Raw genomic sequence first — 18,042 nt, 5'->3', positions numbered from 1 at the left:
TGCGGCAAGACCCGGGCCTGAACCGGACGACGCGTGGGCGTCTGCATTGCCGCACTCCTCGGGCGTTTCGGTCGGGACATTAGGGTTCCCCCCGAACGACCGCACGCAACCGAAGATAGACGTTGGCGGAAAAGTAGTGTGTTGCGCAGGCCACATTCGCACACAGCGCGGATGCGAGGAATTGCACCTTTGATCGGCACTTATTACTTTATTTCCTATTTCGTATTATCTAACCACATCACAGCGCGGGGCCGTATGTTTCAGAATTGATTCAATTTTGATTGTTTTGACGTTTCTGTGTCTCCGCGATTATTTGTCTTTATTGATCCTGTCATCGCTTCACTCAATCATCAGATGAATAGCGGCGCCTCCGGGGCTGCCGCCCTCGTTCGGAACCGATCGATCTTGCGCTGCAACATGCGGCCCCAGGCTCGCAGCCCGGTGTCAGGCCCTCTGCGCTTGCGGTCTCGCTCGCGTGGGCGAGCAGCGCCGTCCACCCGCGCGCGAGCAACAATTGCCGCCCCAAAGTAGCCATCCGCCATCGACAACAGGGCTCTGCCCGCCCGTTTCCGTCACGCCGAACGCCTTGCCCAGCAAGCTTCCGCCAACTGAGCCGCACGTTTCCGCCACGTGCGCCTGCGTAAATGCGCTAGATGTTTCAGTGCCGAAAATTGCCGAAAGCCGTTAGTCTCTCGGCTGCGAGTCGTTCCCCCCAATCGGAATTTCGTCGGCCCCCAAGGCCCGCACATCATTTCGTCTCGAGGCTGTTTCTCAAGCCTTTCCTGCTCGCAGACTTCGCGGCGCGCGATTCAGTCGCCCATCGGCGATCCGTTTCAGGCACGGCCGAACCCACCGGCCGGGGATGCTTCCCTTTTTGCCGAGCCGGGCCCGTGCGCCAATTCCCGTTGACAGCCGCCGACTGGCGGCACCGTGCATCGTCGTGGCGGCGATGTGCGACGCCCTACGCTTGCCTTTGCGCTTGCTTAGGCCGACGCAGGGTGCTTCTTGTAGCCAACAACGACAGAATGAACGACTTTCATCTCAACACTCAGAGCACTTCCAGGATTTCCAACCGTCCCCTAACCAACCGACCCATCCCCACCCGCCTCGCAGCGCTCGCTGCCTTCACCTTCACGCTCGCCGCATGCGGCGGTGGTGGCGGGGGCAGCGGCACGACGGCCGCTGCCGCGGCCGCTAGTCCATCCGGCCAAGCGAGTGCAGTGAACTCGCCCACCGCGATCGTCGCGGCGGGCGGCCAAGCGCTCACTTGCGGCTCGCCCTCGGCGGCGAGCGCCGCCGGCTCGGGCGGCAATCTCATCGAAGCCGACACGCCGGGCAGCGACGGCTCGCGCATGTTCGCGCTCGGCAAGCCGTTCACGATCGCGTTGACGACGCGCGCGACCAACAACGACACGCTCTCGTGGAAGGTGACGGACGACTGGAACGTCGTGCGCGCAAGCGGCAGCATTCCCGTGAAGAGCGGCGCGCAAACCGTCACGCTCAGCTGCTCGTCGACGCTTGCCGGTTACTTCTCCGTATCGGCGACGCTCGCGAAGGAGGGTGGTCAATTGCCCTCGCAGGGCACGCGTCCGACGGGCATCGCGACATTCGGCGTGCTGCCCGATGTATCGGCGACGCTGCCCGCGGTCTCGTTCGCGCGTGAGGATCAGCATCGCTTCGGCGGCCAGGGCGCCAACTATCTTGTGGCGGGACAAACGTGCTGCAGCGGGGACGGTTATCGGCCGCTCTATACCGACCTCGGCCTCTCGTGGGTCAACGACAACCGCAATTGGTACGCGGAGGAGCCGAACGGACCGAACACGTTCGTGCCCGGCACCAACACGCTGGCGCCCTTCTTCCGCAACGGCGACATCATGCGTTTGATCCAGCTCGACGGCCTTCCGGGCTGGGCGAGCCCGACGGGCGCGCAGACCGAGGGCTATGCGCCCGTCAACGAAGCGGCGTTCCAGGACTACACGAGCCGCGTCGGGGCCGATTCGGCCGCGATCCGGGCGGCATTCTTCCCGAACCAGTCGGCCAACTACTATCAGATCACGTGGGAGCCGGACGGTGGGGGATCGACGCAATGGCGCGATTCCGACGCAAACCTGGTCGCAATGTATCGCGCCGCCTACACGGGGCTGCATTCGACCGATCCGCACGCCGTCGTGATGGGCGTCACGAATGCGCTGCTGCGCACGAACACGCAGTGGCTCACGCGGCTCGCGCCGCTCGGCATCGCACAGTACCTCGACGGTCTGTCGGTTCACGGCTACTACGATGCGGGCACCTCGCCCTCGCATCCGCCTGAGCGCCTCGCGACGGATCCCGATCCGGCCACGGCCGCCAACGCGCTGCCCGCCTCGATGCGTGAGCTGCGCGCCGCGATGACCAAGTACCTGAAGCCTGGTGCGAAGCTGTTCTCCACCGAAACGGGCATCAGCTACGACACGGGCGCGTCGTATGGTCCGAACTATCCGTCGCAGAACGTGCTGTACGCGCACGGCGCCGTCGTGGCGCGCACGCAGCTGATCCTGCTCGGGGAAGGTGCCGACATGAGCTATGTGTTCTATTCGTCCGATTCGTCCGCCGACACGCCGGGGTACGGCATTTTCTTCGATCTGTCGAACGCACAGGGCAGCTTCGGCTCGAGCAACATCAGCCCGAAGCCGGCGGCGATGGCCGTTGCCGCGATGACGCGCCTGATCGACGGCACGACGACGATGGGCTATCTCAACGACGTGCCGACGGGCGTCTATGGCTACGCGTTTCAGCGCTTGAACGGCGGCAAGATCGTGACGGCGCTCTGGACGCATAACAACGCCGCCTGGAACACGTCGTCCGGGTTCAGCTCGACGTACACCGCGCCTTACTCGCTCAAGGTCGACGACGACGGCACGTCCGGCAACGTCACCGTGCTCGACGCCATGGGCAACGCAGCGACGATGCCGTACACCAACGGCCATATCGCGCTCACGCTCTCCGAATCGCCGATCTACGTCGTCTCGACGAACGCATCCGCGATGAAGTCGCACGTCACCGCGCCGGCGGGCTACGTGACGCAGTAAGCGAGAAAGCGGCGAGGCTCGGGCCACCGAGCTCGCCGACGCGCGGCAGCACACGACGGGCGGCTCACCGCGAGCCGCCCGTCGATCAATGTTCGGGAACCCACAGTCGCCGCAAGAACGATGTGATGTAGTCGAAAGTCGGCTTCTCAAAGGCGTTCCGCATATGCTCGCTGCGCTCAAGCATTTCCGCGGCATCCCCACCCGGACTCTCGCTTTCGCGAGCCGGCGTTCCGTTCGCTCGATACCCGCACGGCGCATGCGGCAGCTATTGGCCTGCCTCGTATGGCTCATGGTCGCCGCTTGCAACCGCAGCCAGGCGGGCGACGATGCGAGCGGCGCGGCCGGTTCCCCCTCCACACCTGCAACGAAGGCCGCATCGTCGGCACCGATGCGAATTGCAACGGGCTCGATCGCGTGCGAGCCGCAGGCCGCATCGCCCTCGGCCGCACCGGCTCCTTCCGCAAAAGGCGCCCCGATCGAAGCCGACACACCAGGCAGCGACGGCACGCGCATGTTCAAGCTTGACAGCCCCATCACGATCGCATTCACGACGCGCACGAGCGCGGACGATACGATCGTCTGGCAACTGCGCGACGATCGCAACGCCGTGCGCGCAAGCGGACGAACGAAGGTGGCCAGTGGGGCGCGGACGACGACGTTGCAGTGCCGCTCGACACTGGCCGGCTACTTCGCGCTTTCGGCGAAGCTCGCGCGCACGGGCGATGCGTTGCCCGAGCGCGGCACGCGTCCCGCCGGCATCGCGACGTTCGGCGTGCTGCCCGACGTCTCGTCGGTGCTACCGCCCGTCGCGTACGCTCGCGAAGATCAGCATCGTTTCGGCGGCCAGGGCACCAACTATCTGGCGCCGGGCCAAGCCTGCTGCGACGGCGACGGCTATCGGCCGCTCTACACCGATCTCGGCCTCTCGTGGGCCAACGACAACCGCAACTGGTACATGAAGGAGCCCGAGCGGGCCGATACCTTCAAGCCCGGCGTCGACACGCTCGCGCCGTACTTCAGGAAAGGCGACATCATGCGCCTCATCCAACTCGACGGCATACCGGGCTGGGCGAGCGCGACGGGCAAAGCCACGCACAGCTACCTTCCCGCTTCGGAAACGGCATACGGCAACTACATGCGGCGCGTCGGCACCGATTCGTCGCTGATTCGTAACGAGTACTTTCCGCGCCAGGCGAACAACTATTACCAGGTGACGTGGGAGCCCGACCCGGACAGCGGGCTGCCGTGGCGCGATTCGGACGATCACTTCGTCGCGCTCTATCGTGCCACCTACGAAGCGATACACGCGACGGATCCGCATGCCGTCGTCATGGGTCCGACGAATGCCTCCGTGCGCGAGAACACGCGCTGGCTGAAACGGCTCGCTCCGCTCGGCCTTGCGCGCTATCTCGACGGCGTCGCCATCCACGGCTACTACGATATCGGCTGCTCGCCCTCTCATCCGCCCGAGCGCCTCGCCACCGATCCCGATCCCGCCAAAGCGGCCGATGCGCTACCCGCCGCGATGCGCGAGCTGCGGCGCACGATGGCCCAGTATCTAAAGCCCGGCGCAAAGCTCTTCGCCACGGAAACAGGCGTCAGCTACGACGTAGGGACGTCGTACGGCCCCGATTATCCGACGCAAGACGTGCTCTTCGCGCACGGCGCCGTCGTGGCGCGCACGCATCTCATCATGCTCGGCGAGGGCGCGGATACGACGTTCATCTTCTATTCGTCCGATCCGCCCGATCCCCCGCCCGGCTATGGGCTTTTCTTCAACCTCGCCGAAACCAAGGGCGGCTATGGCGCGAGCCATATCAGCCCGAAGCCGGCCGCGATGGCGGTAGCCGCGATGACGCGCATCGTCGACGGCACGACGACGCTCGGCTACCTCGACGAAATGCCGACGGGCGTCTACGGCTACGCCTTTCAACGCTTGAACGGTGGGAAAGTCGTGACGGCGCTCTGGACGCACAACAACGCCGACTGGAATACGTCATCGGGATTCAGCGAAACGTATAGCGTGCCTTACTCGCTGAAGGTCGACGACGATGGCGCGTCGGGCAACGTCACCGTGCTCGATACGATGGGCAACGCAGCGACGATGCCCTATCACAACGGCCGCGTCGCGCTCAGGCTCTCCGAGTCGCCGATCTACGTCGTATCGACGAACGTATCCGCGATGAAGTCGCACATCACAGCGCCCGCCGGCTACATCGGCCGTTGAGCGACCCGGTGAGCGACCCGGTGAGCGATCTCGCGCATCGACGAACCGCTCGCTGACACGCGAGTCACCCTCGGCGAAGAGAGGCCCGCAAGCCTCATTGCCCTGACGAATCGACCGTCAGAGCCGTTCCTCGAACGATGGGCACGCGTGCCGGCGCGAGCGATCGAACGGTGCGCAAAGTATCGAAATCATTTGCCAACATCTCGCGCTTTTCCGACGCTGGTCGCAGCGGTTGCCGGCGCGACGCCTATGATGCGACGGCCGGCTCGTGCCTTCGCTACCCTGCTCGGGCGAATGGCCTCGCCTCGCGCGCCGAGGCGCCGATGCATCACGAACCACGCTGCGAGGCGAATGCCACGAAGCGACGCCCGTTCACCGAACGCTCCCTTCGCGCGACTTTGCTCACATGGCCAAACGGATCGCTATCCTGATCTTCGACGCGTTCTCTCTCGTCGAAGTGAGCTCGGTTGCGGAGGTCTTCCGGCTCGCCGACGAGATCGAGCTCGAGCGCGAGACGGCGCTGAAGGAATCGGACGCGCCGACGGCCACTGCTCATTCGTCGCCTCCCGAGCCGCCGCCATTGCCGGAATCGCCCGAACATTTCGAATCCACCGAGCCGCATGAGCCGTACGAGCTCATCGTCGTATCGGACGCGGGCGGCAGCGTCGCGAGCAGCGGCGCGATGCGCGTGTGGTCCGAGCGGCTCGAAACTTATGCGTCGGGCGGATTCGATGTCCTGTTCATCGCCGGCGGTCCCGGTGCCGCCCGCGCGAAGGAAGACGAGTCGTTCATGCACCATCTGCGCGAAGCGCTTCAGCATACGCGCGTCGTCAAGCCGATCGGCGAAGGCTTCGGCATCCTCGCGGCCGCCAACGCGACGCAAGGCACCGAGGCGGGCGCTCAACCGAACGTGCCGATCGCGCTCGGCGTGGCTGCGCGCACCGCACCGCTCGTCGAGCAGGCCGTCGCGCTCGACGATCCGCTCGGGCCGATCGCGGCGGCGCTGTCGATCGTCAAGCGCGACCGCGGCGCCAATGCCGCGCGCGAAATCTCCGAGCGCTCGATGCCGGGCGCCTGGCGGCGGCTTGGCGCTGTGCTCGGCGAACTCGACGAAGGCGGCGCGCGCGAGAAGATCAACGCAGCCGCGCGCTGGATGCGGGAGAACTACGGGCGGCCGATTTCGGTCGCGAAGGCGGCGCAGGTCGCCGCGATGAGCGAGCGCAGCTTTTTGCGCCGCTTCAAGTCGCAAATGGGGCTCACGCCATCCGAATATCTGCTCAGGGCGCGGCTCGATGCGAGCTGCCTGCTGCTCGTCGCGACCGATCTGCCCGTCGACAAGATCGCGCGCCGCTGCGGCGTCAGCAGCGGCGACGGTCTCGCGAAGATCTTCCGCAAGCGCCTGTCCATCTCGCCGACCGAATATCGCATTGCCGAGCGACGGCGCGCGAATCAGCGCTGAACCGACCGCAAACACCTGCCCCGCTCACACACTCACACGCTCACCTGCTCGCTCACCGTGAATCAGGCCGTCACGACTGCGACTCGAGCCCGCTCGGCAGCGCGCTGACGCGCCGGACTTCCGGCGATTCGAGCCAGCTCGGCGAACGCGCGCAATAGAGCACCATCGGCAAGGCGTCCTCGCCCCAAAAGATCTGCCCATTGAGGCGAAACATCGGCACGCCGAAGACGCCGAGCGCGACCGCGTCCTCGAAATTGCGCCGCAGGCGGGCCTTCGTATCCTCCTGCTCGATCAGCCGCTCGCCGTGCGGCACCCCCAACTGCCTGCATAGATCGGCGAAACCGTCGGGCGTCGACGGATCGCGCCCATCGCGCCAGATGAAGCGGAAGATCGCGCAGACGGTCGGGACATCGGCCTCGAGCGCGGCGGCCAACAAGAGCGGCTTTGTCGAATCGAACGGATGCACGGGCGGCATCTTGAACGGTATGCCGAGCTGCTCGGCGCGAAAGAGCGCGTGCCGGTAGACGAACACGCGCTTCGGCGCAACCTCGTTTGCCGGGCGTTGCCCCCAGTGCCGGTAGAGCGTGTAAAGCGACACGGGCACGAGCCCGAACGGCATGCTGGGCCACTTGTCGTGTTGCTCGAGCAGCAGGTACGAAAACGGCGAGACGAAATCGTAGAACCATAGCGGCGCGGCCGCATCGATGGTTTGGCTCATTGTGGCTCTCCTGATGCCCGTCGCGACGGCGCCGCGCCGGTGCCGCGGCTCGCCGTCGCCACCATCTTACGCGTCGGCGCCACGGCGCGGACCTAGGCGTCGCCCTCGCTTGCGTTCGTTACAGAACCGTAGCCGTAGGGGGCGGCGTGCGTTCGAGGCTTGCACCGCCATGTTCAGGACAGGGCACTAGGCCGCGCTCGTGGTCCTTTTCGCGAGGCGCGCGCGCACGAAGCCGATATGCTCGCGCAGAACATAGAACTGATCGGCGTACGCGAGCGGTATCTTGAGCCTGTTGACGGACTCCTCGATCCGGTCGAGCCTTTCGACGAGCTCGGCGCGCTCGCTTTCCGTCGTCTCGTTGAATGCCGCCCGCTCCAGCGCGATCAGCGCGCCGTACCAGCGATAGAGCCGCGACTTGACTCGCCACGCGTAGAGCGAAGGCACGAGCCTCAGGCCGGGAATCAGGACGACGACGATCGGCACCACCAGCACGATGAGACGATCGGCGAGGCTCGCGAGCCAGAACGGCAGTACGCGGTAAAGGAAGCTCTTGCCCGATTTGTAGTAACGCGCCGCGTCGTCGGAGAGCGGAAAATCGTGAACGAGCGGCGCGGGGAATTCGCCGGCCCGCTGCAACAGCGTGGCACCGCCGTTCACCTCGCGTGCCGCCTCGACGAGCAGATCCGAGAGCGCCGGATGCAGCGAGTCTCGCGCGATCAAGTCCACCGTCGGCGAGAGCGTATGCACGGTCGCGGGCGGCAGGTTCTTGCCGAGATCGAATGCGCCCATCGGCAAGGCGATGTTGGTCAGATAGGGGAAGCGGCGCGCGTAGGCTTCGGCCTGCACGAATGAAAAGAAGCGGATATGCGGCGTGCGCGTGAGCCGCGCCATGACGGGAAGCTGCACCGAATCGCCCGCGAAGAAGGCCGCGTCGATGGTGCCGGCCGTCAGTGCGCGCGCCGCTTCCTCGCCCGTCATGGGCAACAGCGTCGTCGTCCCGCCGGGCGTAATGCCGTTCGCCTTCAGAAGCACGAGCGCGAGCGCGCGAGCGCCACTCCCCTCGGGGCCGATCGCCAGCCGCTTGCCGGCAAACTCCGAGAGGAAGATGCGGCGCGGACCGTTGTAGAAAACGACTAGCGGCACGTAAGCAACGCTGCCGAGCGAAACGAGTCCCTCGGGCGGCGCGGGCGGACCGGACGCGGCAACCGGCGTCGCCGGTACCGCAGGCTGGGCCGACGCGGCCAGCGCCGGCGCCGATGGAGCTTCACCCGATGACGATGCCGCGGTGGCCGCGGACGATGATGCACCTGCAGCCGACGACGGGGTTGCCGCGTCCGAAGCCGTCGAGCCTCCGCCCGGCGCCGCCGCCGTCGCCCCGGAAGCCGCCGTGCTCGACGCGGCCTGGCCCGCCGACGCCCCGCTCGCCGAAACCGCGGAGAGCAGCCCGCTTTGGACGAAGCCGACATCGACAGGACTCGAGCGATCGGCGAGCCGCCGCAGATTCTGCAACGAGCCTTCGGAAGGCAGCACGACGAGCGTGATCCCGTTGCGCGCGAGGATCTGCTTATAGCGTTGCGCGGCGTTCCAGAACGAGCTGCCCGGCGGCCCCGAGGTCATCGTCAGTGTGCTCGGCGGCGCGGGCTGAATAAGACGAATCGCAATCCAGATGGCGGCCGCCGAGATGGCGAGGATCGGCCCGAACGAGACTGCGAGGTCGCGCCAGGAGATCGCGACGAAACGGGCAACGAGGCGCGGAGTACGTCGTGGAAGTTCGCGTGTCGGTCGCTTCATCGGGCGTCGTCGGATGATCGTGTCGGTCTGCGATTCTAGCGCTGACCGTAACTGGCCCCGGCGAACAGTTCCTTGAACTCGCGCGGCTGCGAACGCCAGTATTGCTTCGGCGCATGCACCCGCGCGCCGAGCTTGGCCGCGGCATGCCAGGGCCAGCGCGGATCGTAGAGCATCGCGCGCGCGAGCGACACGGCATCGGCCTCATGGTTCGCGATGATCGCCTCGGCCTGCTCGGGCTCCGTGATGAGGCCGACGGCGATCGTCGGCAACCCCACTTCGGCCTTGACGCGCTGCGCGTACGGGACCTGATAGCCAGGGCCCAGCTTGATGGCCTGCTCGGGCGATACGCCGCCCGTCGTCACATGGATCGCCGCGCAGCCGCGCGCCTTCAACGCGTTCGATAACGCGACCGTCCCATCGATGTCCCAGCCGCCCGGCACCCAGTCCGTCGCGGAGATGCGCGCCCAGACGGGCTTGTCGGCGGGAAAGGCGGCGCGCACCGCTTCGAACACTTCGATCGGGAAACGCATGCGGTTCTCGAGTCTGCCGCCGTACTCGTCGGTGCGGTGATTGGCGATCGGCGACAGAAATTGGTGCAGCAGATAGCCATGCGCGGCGTGGATCTCGATGCCGTCGATTCCGACGCGGGCCGCGCGCGCCGCCGCGGCGACGAAATCGTCGCGCACCTTGTCGAGTCCGGCTCGATCGAGCGCGATCGGCGGCTCTTCTTCCTTCGCATGCGGCACGGGCGAAGGCGCCACGGTCTTCCAGCCGTCGGGCGCTAGCGACGGAATCTGCGCGCCGCCCTCCCACGGGGCCCGGCTCGATGCCTTGCGGCCTGCGTGCGCGAGCTGGATGGCGACTTTGATCGGCGAATGCTCGCGCACAGCCTTCAACACGCGAGCGAGCGCGGCTTCGTTGTCGTCCGAATAGAGACCGAGGTCGGACGGCGTAATTCTGCCTTCGGGCGATACGGCGGTCGCCTCGATGATGAGAAGTCCCGCACCGGAGAGCGCGAGGTGCCCGAGATGAATCATGTGCCAGTCGCTCGCCGAGCCGGCCTCGGCGGAGTATTGGCACATCGGGGCGATGACGATGCGATTCGACAGCTCGAGCTGGCCGATCGCCAGCGACTCGAAAAGGCGGCTCATTGCGAAGGTTCCTGGCAAGACGAGTGAGCCGTCACCATAGCGCATCTGTAGAAGGCTTGCCCGTACGTCGCGCAGCCGGAGGCTGCCGAATCGACGTCCGCATTCGCCGTCCATCGCGCGCCCTTGCCGTGTCCGAACGGCGAAAATCTGATTTGCGCTTGTCGCAACGCAGCAAAACCGGTTCCATGAGAAAATGCCGCCTTTGCCGCGCCCCCGGGCGCCGCGCTATTTCCTACACGCGATGTCCGCCCCCTCCGCCCCTGCTTCTGCCCCTTCCGGCGCCGGCACGACCGGCCGCATTGTTGCCGTCGTCTTCTCGACGTTCGTCTGCTACCTGATCATCGGCATTCCGATGCCGGTGCTGCCCGGCTTCGTCAACGGCGAGCTCGGGTTCGGTTCGGTCCTCGCGGGGGCGGCGATCAGCCTGCAGTACGCCGCGACGCTCCTCTCGCGCGCGCAAGCGGGCCGCAGCGCCGATACGCGCGGTGCGAAGCGGACCGTACTGACGGGCCTCGCGGCCTGCGGGGCGAGCGGCGTGCTGCTGCTCGCCTCGATCGCATTGGCGCGATGGCCGCACGTGAGCCTCGCGATTCTTGCGCTCTCGCGCCTCGTGCTCGGCTTCGGCGAGAGCTTCGTCGGCACCGGCGCGATTCTCTGGGGCATCGGACGCGTCGGTCACGAGCACAACGCGCGCGTGATCTCGTGGAACGGCATTGCCACCTATGCCGGGGTTGCGATCGGCGCGCCGGCCGGCGCGACGCTCGCCCATGCATTCGGGCCATGGACGCTCGGCACCGTGACCATCGCGCTCGCGGGCATCGGCTACGCGCTCGCGCGCAAGGTCGCACGGGTGCCGCTCGTGCATGGAGAGCGAATGAGCTACGCGAGCGTCTTCGTGCGCGTCTTGCCGCACGGCATCGGGCTCGCGCTCGGTGCGGCAGGCTTCGGCGTCATCGCCACCTTCATCGCCCTCTACTTTGCGGCGCGCGGCTGGCCACACGCGGCGCTCGCGCTGACGCTCTTCGGGACGCTCTTCATCGGCGCGCGGCTGCTCTTCGCCAATTCGATCAAAACGTATGGCGGCTTTCGCGTGGCGGTCGCATCGCTTGCGGTCGAGTGCGTGGGTCTCGTGCTGCTCTGGCTCGCGCCGGCGCCTCATGCGGCGCTCGTGGGCGCCGGACTCACCGGATTCGGCTTCGCGCTCGTGTTCCCCTCGCTCGGCGTCGAAGCCGTTGACCTCGTGCCCGCGGCGAGCCGCGGCGCGGCGCTCGCGGCCTACTCCGTGTTCTTCGATCTTTCGCTCGGGGTGATGGGCCCGCTCGCAGGCTACGTTGCCGGCGAGTTCGGCTACGCGTCGGTCTTCTTCGTCGCGGCGCTGGCCGCGGCCGCGGCGGCGGTGCTCTCGACGAGCCTCTACCTGCGTGCCTCGCGCGAGGACTCGGCAGCCGCGGCTCTTTGATGTTCCTGTTCGGCCGGCCGGGCATCCCTCTGTCATACGACGTCTTATAAGAAAAGATCGAGATGCCGGCCGCACACGGGTAAACGCCTAATTTCCACCGATGGGCCACACGCTAGACTCTTTGCGCAGTGGTACGACGACGCATAAGAACCCACGGCGAATCGAGGAGATCCCCTTGCTTCGCCGACCATCGGAGGAGCATCAAATGGCCAAGAAAACCGGCAGCCGTCGTTCGGCCGCCCCTTCCTTCCAGTCCGGCGCCATGACGCGCCGCCAGTTCATCGGCATGACGGGCACGCTCGTGGGCGGCGCCATGCTCACCGGTCCGATCGGCGCGACGCGGGCATTCGCCGCCTCGAGCCCCGCGGCGGCGCGCGCGATGGACCTCATTTGGGGCGAACGCGGCGCCGCGGCCCAGATCGCCGCTTCCGTCGCTCACGTCGCGCACTCACTATTCCATGGGCGCGACTACGACGTCACCGCGTATGGCGCCCGCCCCTGCACGACAGTCGCGGCGACGTCGCCTTACACCAATACGGCGAAATCGCCCGTCAGCCCGGGCTCCGAGCTGACGAACGCACCGAACTCCTTCGATTCGCGGCCCGCGTTTCTTGCCGCCATCGATGCCTGCCACCGCGAAGGCGGCGGCCGCGTCGTCGTGCCGGCCGGCACCTGGTACTGCGCGGGGCCGATCGTCCTGCAAAGCAACGTCCGGTTCCACCTGAGCGCCAACTGCACGATCTATTTCAGCCCCGATCCGGCGGACTACGCGAAGGACGGCCCCGTTCCGTGCGGCGCCAACGGCAATCTCTACTACAGCCGATGGCAGGCGAACGACTGCCTCAACTTCGGCTCGCCCGTCTACGCGCGCGACGCGATCAACATTGCGCTGACGGGCGAAGGGCCGACATCGATCCTGAACGGCCAGGCCATGACACCGTTTGCGGGCAGCGGCAACAACAGCGTTTGCTGGTGGACCTACAAGGGATCGTCGGGCGCATACGGGGCCAGCGCGTCGGTGCCGAGCCAGGCCTTTGCGAACCCGAACAACGTCGATTTGCGCCTCGTCGCGCCCGGCATCTCGGACGCCCTCTACGCATTGCTGACTTCGCCGACGACGCCGTGGCAGCAAGACCAGAACTACCTGCCGGCGCTTTCCGAGGCAGGCGTGCCCGTCGAGCGGCGCATCTTCGGCCTCGGCCACTATCTGCGCCCCTGCATGGTCGAGTTCATCAATTGCCAGAACGTGCTGATGGCCGGCTACCAGACGCAGAACACGCCTTTCTGGCAACACCATCCGACGGCGAGCAAGAACGTCGTGTTCCGCGGCGTGACGACGAACAGCATCGGGCCGAACAACGACGGCTTCGATCCCGACGCATGTACGAACGTCCTCGTCGAGGACTGCACGTTCAATACGGGCGACGATTGCATCGCCATCAAGTCGGGCAAGGATCGCGACGCGGAGTACGGCCCGGCGCGGCGCCACCTGATCCGCAACTGCACGATGAACAGCGGCCACGGCGGCATCACGCTCGGCAGCGAAATGGGCGGCGGCGTGGAGCAGATCTATGCGACGAACCTTCAGATGCTGAACCAGAACTGGCAGACGAATCCGCTCAACATCGCGATCCGCGTGAAAACGAACATGAACCGCGGCGGCTACGTGAAGGATTTCCACGTGAAGGGCGTCACGCTGCCGAACGGTGTCAATCTGAAAGGCGGCGGCTATGGCAGCGCGATGCTTGCCGGCAGCCCGATCAACTCGACCGTGCCGCTCGGCGTGCTGACGGCGGCGGCCGGCAACCCGTCGGCCTCCCAAGGCGGCATCGTCACGTTCGATTGCGACTATCAGCCCGCGAACGACGCCGTGCGCACGCGCCCGCCCGTCGTGCAAAACGTCACGATCACGGACCTCAAGGCGAGCAATGTGACGCTGAACGGCGTGACGGCATCGTGTTTTCAGGCGATCGTCGCGCAGGGTCCGGTGGCGTTCGACTACAACGGCGCGCCGCCGACACCCACGGTCCAGCCGATCTCGGGCGTCACGATCAGCGATTGCGATTTCGGTACGCCTGTCGCTTCGGGCACGCCGACCTCGACCTCGCCCGGACCGATCTATGCGTTCAACGTCAACGCGATGACGCTATCGAATACCGTCATCGCCGGCACGACGTACAACACGACGATCACCGATCTTCGCTGAGAATCGTCCAAGTGCCGACGGTCGCCGCGCTATGCATCGAGCGCGGCGACCGTACCCGATGCACGACGCATGCGTCGCTCATGCATCGTTCCATGCATCGTTCACGCATAGGTATGCATAACCGCTAGACGTTATGACCTAATTCCTTTCTCTTCCTTGCGTTACGCCCGCCGAGGGTCCTACGATTAACGCCTCAGACGGCTTCTCAAGGAAGAGACTCATGTCGTCCTGGACACCCGATCCCACGTTCTATCCGTCCGCTCGCCTCGCCGCGGATGCGCCCAAGGAAAAGATCGCCTACGTCGCCAGCTTCGACCCGACGCGCAAGCAGCCCGACGAGCTGGCCGTGGTCGACGTCGATCCCGGCTCCCAGTATTACGGCAGCATCGTCAGCCGTGTGCCGATGCCGAATGTCGGCGACGAGCTTCACCATTTCGGCTGGAATGCGTGCAGCTCCTGCCTTTGCCCGAACGCCCCGCACCCGCATACCGAGCGCCGCTATCTCGTCGTGCCGGGCCTGCGCTCATCGCGCATTCATATCCTCGATACGAAGCCGGACCCGCGCAACCCCGCCATCGTCCGGGTCATCGAGCCGGCGGAGCTTGCCAGAAAGAGCGGCTACACCCGCCCGCACACCGTCCACTGCGGACCGCAGGGCATCTATGTCACGGCCCTCGCGAACGCCGAGGGGGAAGCGCCCGGCGGCGTGTTCCTGATGGATCATGAAAGCTTCGACGTTCGCGGCCGCTGGGAAATCGAGCGCGGACCGCAGGAGCTCGCGTACGACGCCTGGTGGCACCTCGGCTTCGATACGCTCGTCTCGAGCGAATGGGGGCTGCCCGCGACGTTCGAGAATGGTCTCGTGCCCGAAGTGCTGCTCGGCGGCAAGTACGGGCACCGGCTCCATTTCTGGGATTTGAACACGCGCAAGCACCGGCAAGTGCTCGACTTCGGCGAGGAAAACCAGCTCGTCTTCGAGCTGCGGCCCGCGCACGATCCGACCAGGGCGTATGGCTTCGTCAACTCCGTCATCAGTCTCAAGGATTTGTCGGCGTCGATCTGGACCTGGTACCGCGACGGCGGCAAGTGGGCCGCGCGCAAGATCATCGAGATCCCGGCCGAGCCCGCTGATCCCGCGCTCTTGCCGCCGATGTTGAAGGGCTTCGGCGCGGTGCCGCCGCTCATCACCGATATCGCCCTCTCGCTCGACGATCGCTATCTTTACGTCGCGTGCTGGGGCACGGGGGACATGCGCCGCTACGACGTCTCGGACCCGCAGCGGCCGGAGCTCGTCGGCAGTGTGCGCATCGGCGGCATCGCCGCGCGCGCGACGCATCCGCGCGCCGACGGCCGGCCGCTCAACGGCGGTCCGCAGATGGTGGAAGTCAGCCGCGACGGTCATCGCGTCTACTTCACGAATTCGCTCTACGGCGCGATCGACGAGCAGTTTTATCCCGACGGCATCGAAGGATGGATGGTGAAGCTCGATGCGGCGCCCGGCGGCGGGCTGGAATTCGACGCCGATTTCTATCTTGCCTGGCCCCGCACGCATCGTCCGCATCAGATCCGCCTGGAAGGCGGCGACGCGTCGTCCGATTCCTATTGCTATCCGTGAAGCGCCGGCGAATCCGGCATCGCGCGCAGCGAGTCATGCCATGAGCCTGCCGCCCGAAATCGCACCCGTCGCGACGAGCTGGGGCGCCGTGATCGGCAGCGGCATTTTTCATGGCGTCAATCCGGCGATGGGTTGGCTTTTCGCGACCGCGCTTGGCCTCCAACGCGGCAGCCGCGCGGCGCTCTTCGCCGCCCTGCCGCCGCTCGCGCTCGGGCACGCGTCATCGGTCTTCGTCGTGACTTCGTCCGCGCTCGCGTTCGAAACGCTATCGAAGGTGGCCCACCTCTCGATGGCGCTCGGCGCGCTGCTGATCGCCTGGGGCGTCTATCACTACGTTTATGGCCATCGCCATCGCGTGCCGATCGGCATGACGGCGGGCTTCGCCGGCCTTGCGCTTTGGTCCGCGGCGACCGCGACGCTGCACGGCGCCGGCCTCATGCTGATTCCGGCGCTGATGCCGCTTTGCATCGCGGGTGGATCGGCCGCGCTGGCCGGAACGGTCGGTCCGCTCGGCGCGATGGGACCGCTGCTCGCGGTGACGCTGGTCCATACGGCCGTTGCGTCGGCAACGAGCGCGGCCATCGCGTACGCAGCCTATGAATACGTCGGGCTCGGCATCCTCCGGCGCGGCTGGATCAATTTCGACTGGCTCTGGTCCGGCGCACTCGTCGCGGCCGGTGCATGGCTCGTCGGATTCGGCTGAGGCGCGACGGCGGCTCAGGACGCATCGCCGAGCCCGGCCTGCTCGGGCGACGCTCCGCACATCGCCTTCAGCAGCGCCGCCTCGCGCTCGTGGACTTCGACCGGAAAGGCCTCGGCGCCCGCATAGGCAAGATAGCGCGCACGGTGCTGACCATTGCGGAACGTCACGACACCCTCGTGCTCGATTCCGAGCCAGCCGAGCAGACCGGGGGCGCGACGCGAAACGATCGTGACGTACGGCATCGCCGGTATCCGCTCGCTGTCCGGATCGAGGAACTCGCGGATGCCCCGCTTTTTCCCGGCGTGCCAATCGCCGACGGGCGGCAGCACGTAGTCGGTATCGTCGCGATCGGCGCATTGCAGTAGCTTCGCCGCATCGACGAGAACGACGCAATGGCGCGTGTCGTCTTCGTCGCCGAACACGCGTTTCAGACGGACGTAATCGTAGTAGCGATGTTCGCGCAGGGGAACGATCCATACCGGCTCCGAGCCGGCCGCGGACGCCTGAGCGACCGCAGAGGGAAACGTAGACGTGGTCATGACGAGTTTCTTATCGTAGAGCGCGCATCAAGCGCCGCGCGTCCGGCGACCCACCGGCTCGAGGCGCAAACGAAGCGCGACAGCGTGCCGAGCCATGATGACACGATCGTGACATGCTCGTCCTCGACGACGAGCGAGTGCGCCGGGCAAATCAAGGAGACTGCCGTGAATGCCGAGCAATCCGTGAATGTCGAACCGTTCGGCGAGCACGTCCGCATCGAGCCTGACGGCCCTGTTGCAACAATCGTGCTCGATCGTCGACATCGCCGCAATGCCGTCGACGGGCCGACGGCCACGGCGCTCGCCGCCGCTTTCGAACGCTTCGAGAGCGAGCCGGTCTGGCGCGTGGCCGTTCTTGTCGGCGCGGGCGGTACTTTTTGCGCGGGCGCCGACCTGAGCGCGATGCATGACGAAGCGCGCCGCAATGCCGTGCGAGCCGACGGCGGCGGCCCCGGGCCGATGGGCCCGACGCGGATGATGTTGACGAAACCCGTGATTGCCGCGATCGCCGGTTTTGCCGTGGCGGGCGGGCTCGAGCTCGCGGCGCTCTGCGATTTGCGCGTCGTCGAGGAAGACGCGGTCCTCGGCGTGTTTTGCCGCCGCTTCGGCGTGCCGCTCATCGACGGCGGCACGATTCGCCTGCCACGGCTGATCGGCTTGTCGCGCGCGCTCGATCTGATCTTGACGGGGCGCGCCGTCGATGCGAACGAGGCGCTCGCCATCGGCCTCGCCAACCGTGTGGTGCCGCGCGGCGCCTCGCGCCAGGCGGCGCAAGCGCTGGCGAGGGAGCTTGCCGCGTTTCCGCAGCAAGCGCTGCTGGCCGATCGCCGCTCCGCATGGGAAACGAGCGCGCTCGACGACCTCGCCGAAGCGCTGCGCCGCGAAGGCGCGGGCGGTTACCGGGCGCTCCTCGAAGAAGGGCTCGCGGGCGCCGCGCGCTTCGCCGCCGGCGCGGGACGTCACGGCGCGCCGACCGGTGCCGGGACGCCTCAGTGAAGCGGCGATGAAGCCGCGAAGCCGGGCGGGGGCGCTCCCGGCGGACGGCAAGGCGCCCCCAACGTAAACCCGGATAGGGCGCGGCAGCCAATATCGATATAAGTATCGGG

At 66.6% G+C, this 18,042-nt stretch carries 12 protein-coding genes; 8 read left to right on the top strand and 4 right to left on the bottom strand.

All coding sequences use genetic code 11. From position 1 onward, the window contains the following. The first annotated feature begins 1,025 nt into the window (after positions 1-1,025). The 3 genes from C9I57_RS10165 to C9I57_RS10155 all read left to right on the top strand — a co-directional run bounded on the left by C9I57_RS10165 (position 1,026) and on the right by C9I57_RS10155 (position 6,754). The gene (locus tag C9I57_RS10165; RefSeq protein ID WP_107150484.1) at positions 1,026-3,068 is read left to right on the top strand and encodes a hypothetical protein; all 2,043 of its coding nucleotides are present in this window, start codon (positions 1,026-1,028) and stop codon (positions 3,066-3,068) included. Between the two features lie 256 nt (positions 3,069-3,324). Continuing rightward, positions 3,325-5,295, top strand: a complete 1,971-nt coding sequence (locus C9I57_RS10160; protein WP_440130187.1) for a hypothetical protein — start codon at positions 3,325-3,327, stop codon at positions 5,293-5,295. 406 nt (positions 5,296-5,701) lie between these two features. After that, positions 5,702-6,754, top strand: a complete 1,053-nt coding sequence (locus tag C9I57_RS10155) for a helix-turn-helix domain-containing protein (RefSeq protein ID WP_258187575.1) — start codon at positions 5,702-5,704, stop codon at positions 6,752-6,754. Between the two features lie 70 nt (positions 6,755-6,824). Here the strand turns inward: C9I57_RS10155 and C9I57_RS10150 are convergent, their stop codons facing one another. The 3 genes from C9I57_RS10150 to C9I57_RS10140 all read right to left on the bottom strand — a co-directional run bounded on the left by C9I57_RS10150 (position 6,825) and on the right by C9I57_RS10140 (position 10,414). Further along, on the bottom strand, positions 6,825-7,472 hold the full coding sequence (locus C9I57_RS10150; protein ID WP_107150482.1) for a DsbA family protein: 648 nt from the start codon (positions 7,470-7,472) through the stop codon (positions 6,825-6,827). Between the two features lie 186 nt (positions 7,473-7,658). Continuing rightward, positions 7,659-9,089: a TAXI family TRAP transporter solute-binding subunit gene (locus C9I57_RS10145; RefSeq protein WP_440130196.1), complete on the bottom strand. Its 1,431-nt coding sequence runs from the start codon at positions 9,087-9,089 to the stop codon at positions 7,659-7,661. 209 nt (positions 9,090-9,298) lie between these two features. Beyond that, entirely contained in the window at positions 9,299-10,414 is a 1,116-nt protein-coding gene (locus C9I57_RS10140) for an NADH:flavin oxidoreductase/NADH oxidase (protein WP_107150624.1), read from the bottom strand. A 241-nt stretch (positions 10,415-10,655) separates the two neighbouring features. Between C9I57_RS10140 and C9I57_RS10135 the strand changes: the two genes are divergently transcribed. From C9I57_RS10135 to C9I57_RS10120, 4 genes are all read left to right on the top strand, one after another. Further along, positions 10,656-11,873: an MFS transporter gene (locus C9I57_RS10135; protein ID WP_107150622.1), complete on the top strand. Its 1,218-nt coding sequence runs from the start codon at positions 10,656-10,658 to the stop codon at positions 11,871-11,873. Positions 11,874-12,135: 262 nt separating this feature from the next. Continuing rightward, the gene (locus C9I57_RS10130) at positions 12,136-14,079 is read left to right on the top strand and encodes a glycoside hydrolase family 28 protein (protein WP_440130195.1); all 1,944 of its coding nucleotides are present in this window, start codon (positions 12,136-12,138) and stop codon (positions 14,077-14,079) included. 220 nt (positions 14,080-14,299) lie between these two features. After that, the gene (locus C9I57_RS10125) at positions 14,300-15,694 is read left to right on the top strand and encodes a selenium-binding family protein (protein WP_107150479.1); all 1,395 of its coding nucleotides are present in this window, start codon (positions 14,300-14,302) and stop codon (positions 15,692-15,694) included. Positions 15,695-15,734: 40 nt separating this feature from the next. Then, positions 15,735-16,397, top strand: coding sequence for a hypothetical protein (locus tag C9I57_RS10120; RefSeq protein ID WP_107150478.1), 663 nt, complete (start codon positions 15,735-15,737; stop codon positions 16,395-16,397). 14 nt (positions 16,398-16,411) lie between these two features. On the opposite strand, the gene C9I57_RS10115 is transcribed toward C9I57_RS10120, so the two are convergent. Next, positions 16,412-16,936, bottom strand: coding sequence for a plasmid fertility inhibition factor family protein (locus C9I57_RS10115; protein ID WP_107150477.1), 525 nt, complete (start codon positions 16,934-16,936; stop codon positions 16,412-16,414). A gap of 165 nt (positions 16,937-17,101) precedes the next feature. Here C9I57_RS10115 and C9I57_RS10110 point away from each other — a divergent pair, with 165 nt between their 5' ends. Further along, a complete protein-coding gene (locus C9I57_RS10110) occupies positions 17,102-17,932 on the top strand; it encodes a crotonase/enoyl-CoA hydratase family protein (protein WP_181321785.1) in 831 nt (276 codons plus the stop codon). The last annotated feature ends 110 nt before the right edge of the window (positions 17,933-18,042 follow it).

The sequence above is a fragment of the Trinickia symbiotica genome (genome assembly GCF_003028655.1).
Lineage (GTDB): Bacteria > Pseudomonadota > Gammaproteobacteria > Burkholderiales > Burkholderiaceae > Trinickia > Trinickia symbiotica_A.
The sequence above is the reverse complement of the archived record's forward strand: the minus strand, read 5'-3'. Positions and strand labels throughout refer to the sequence as shown.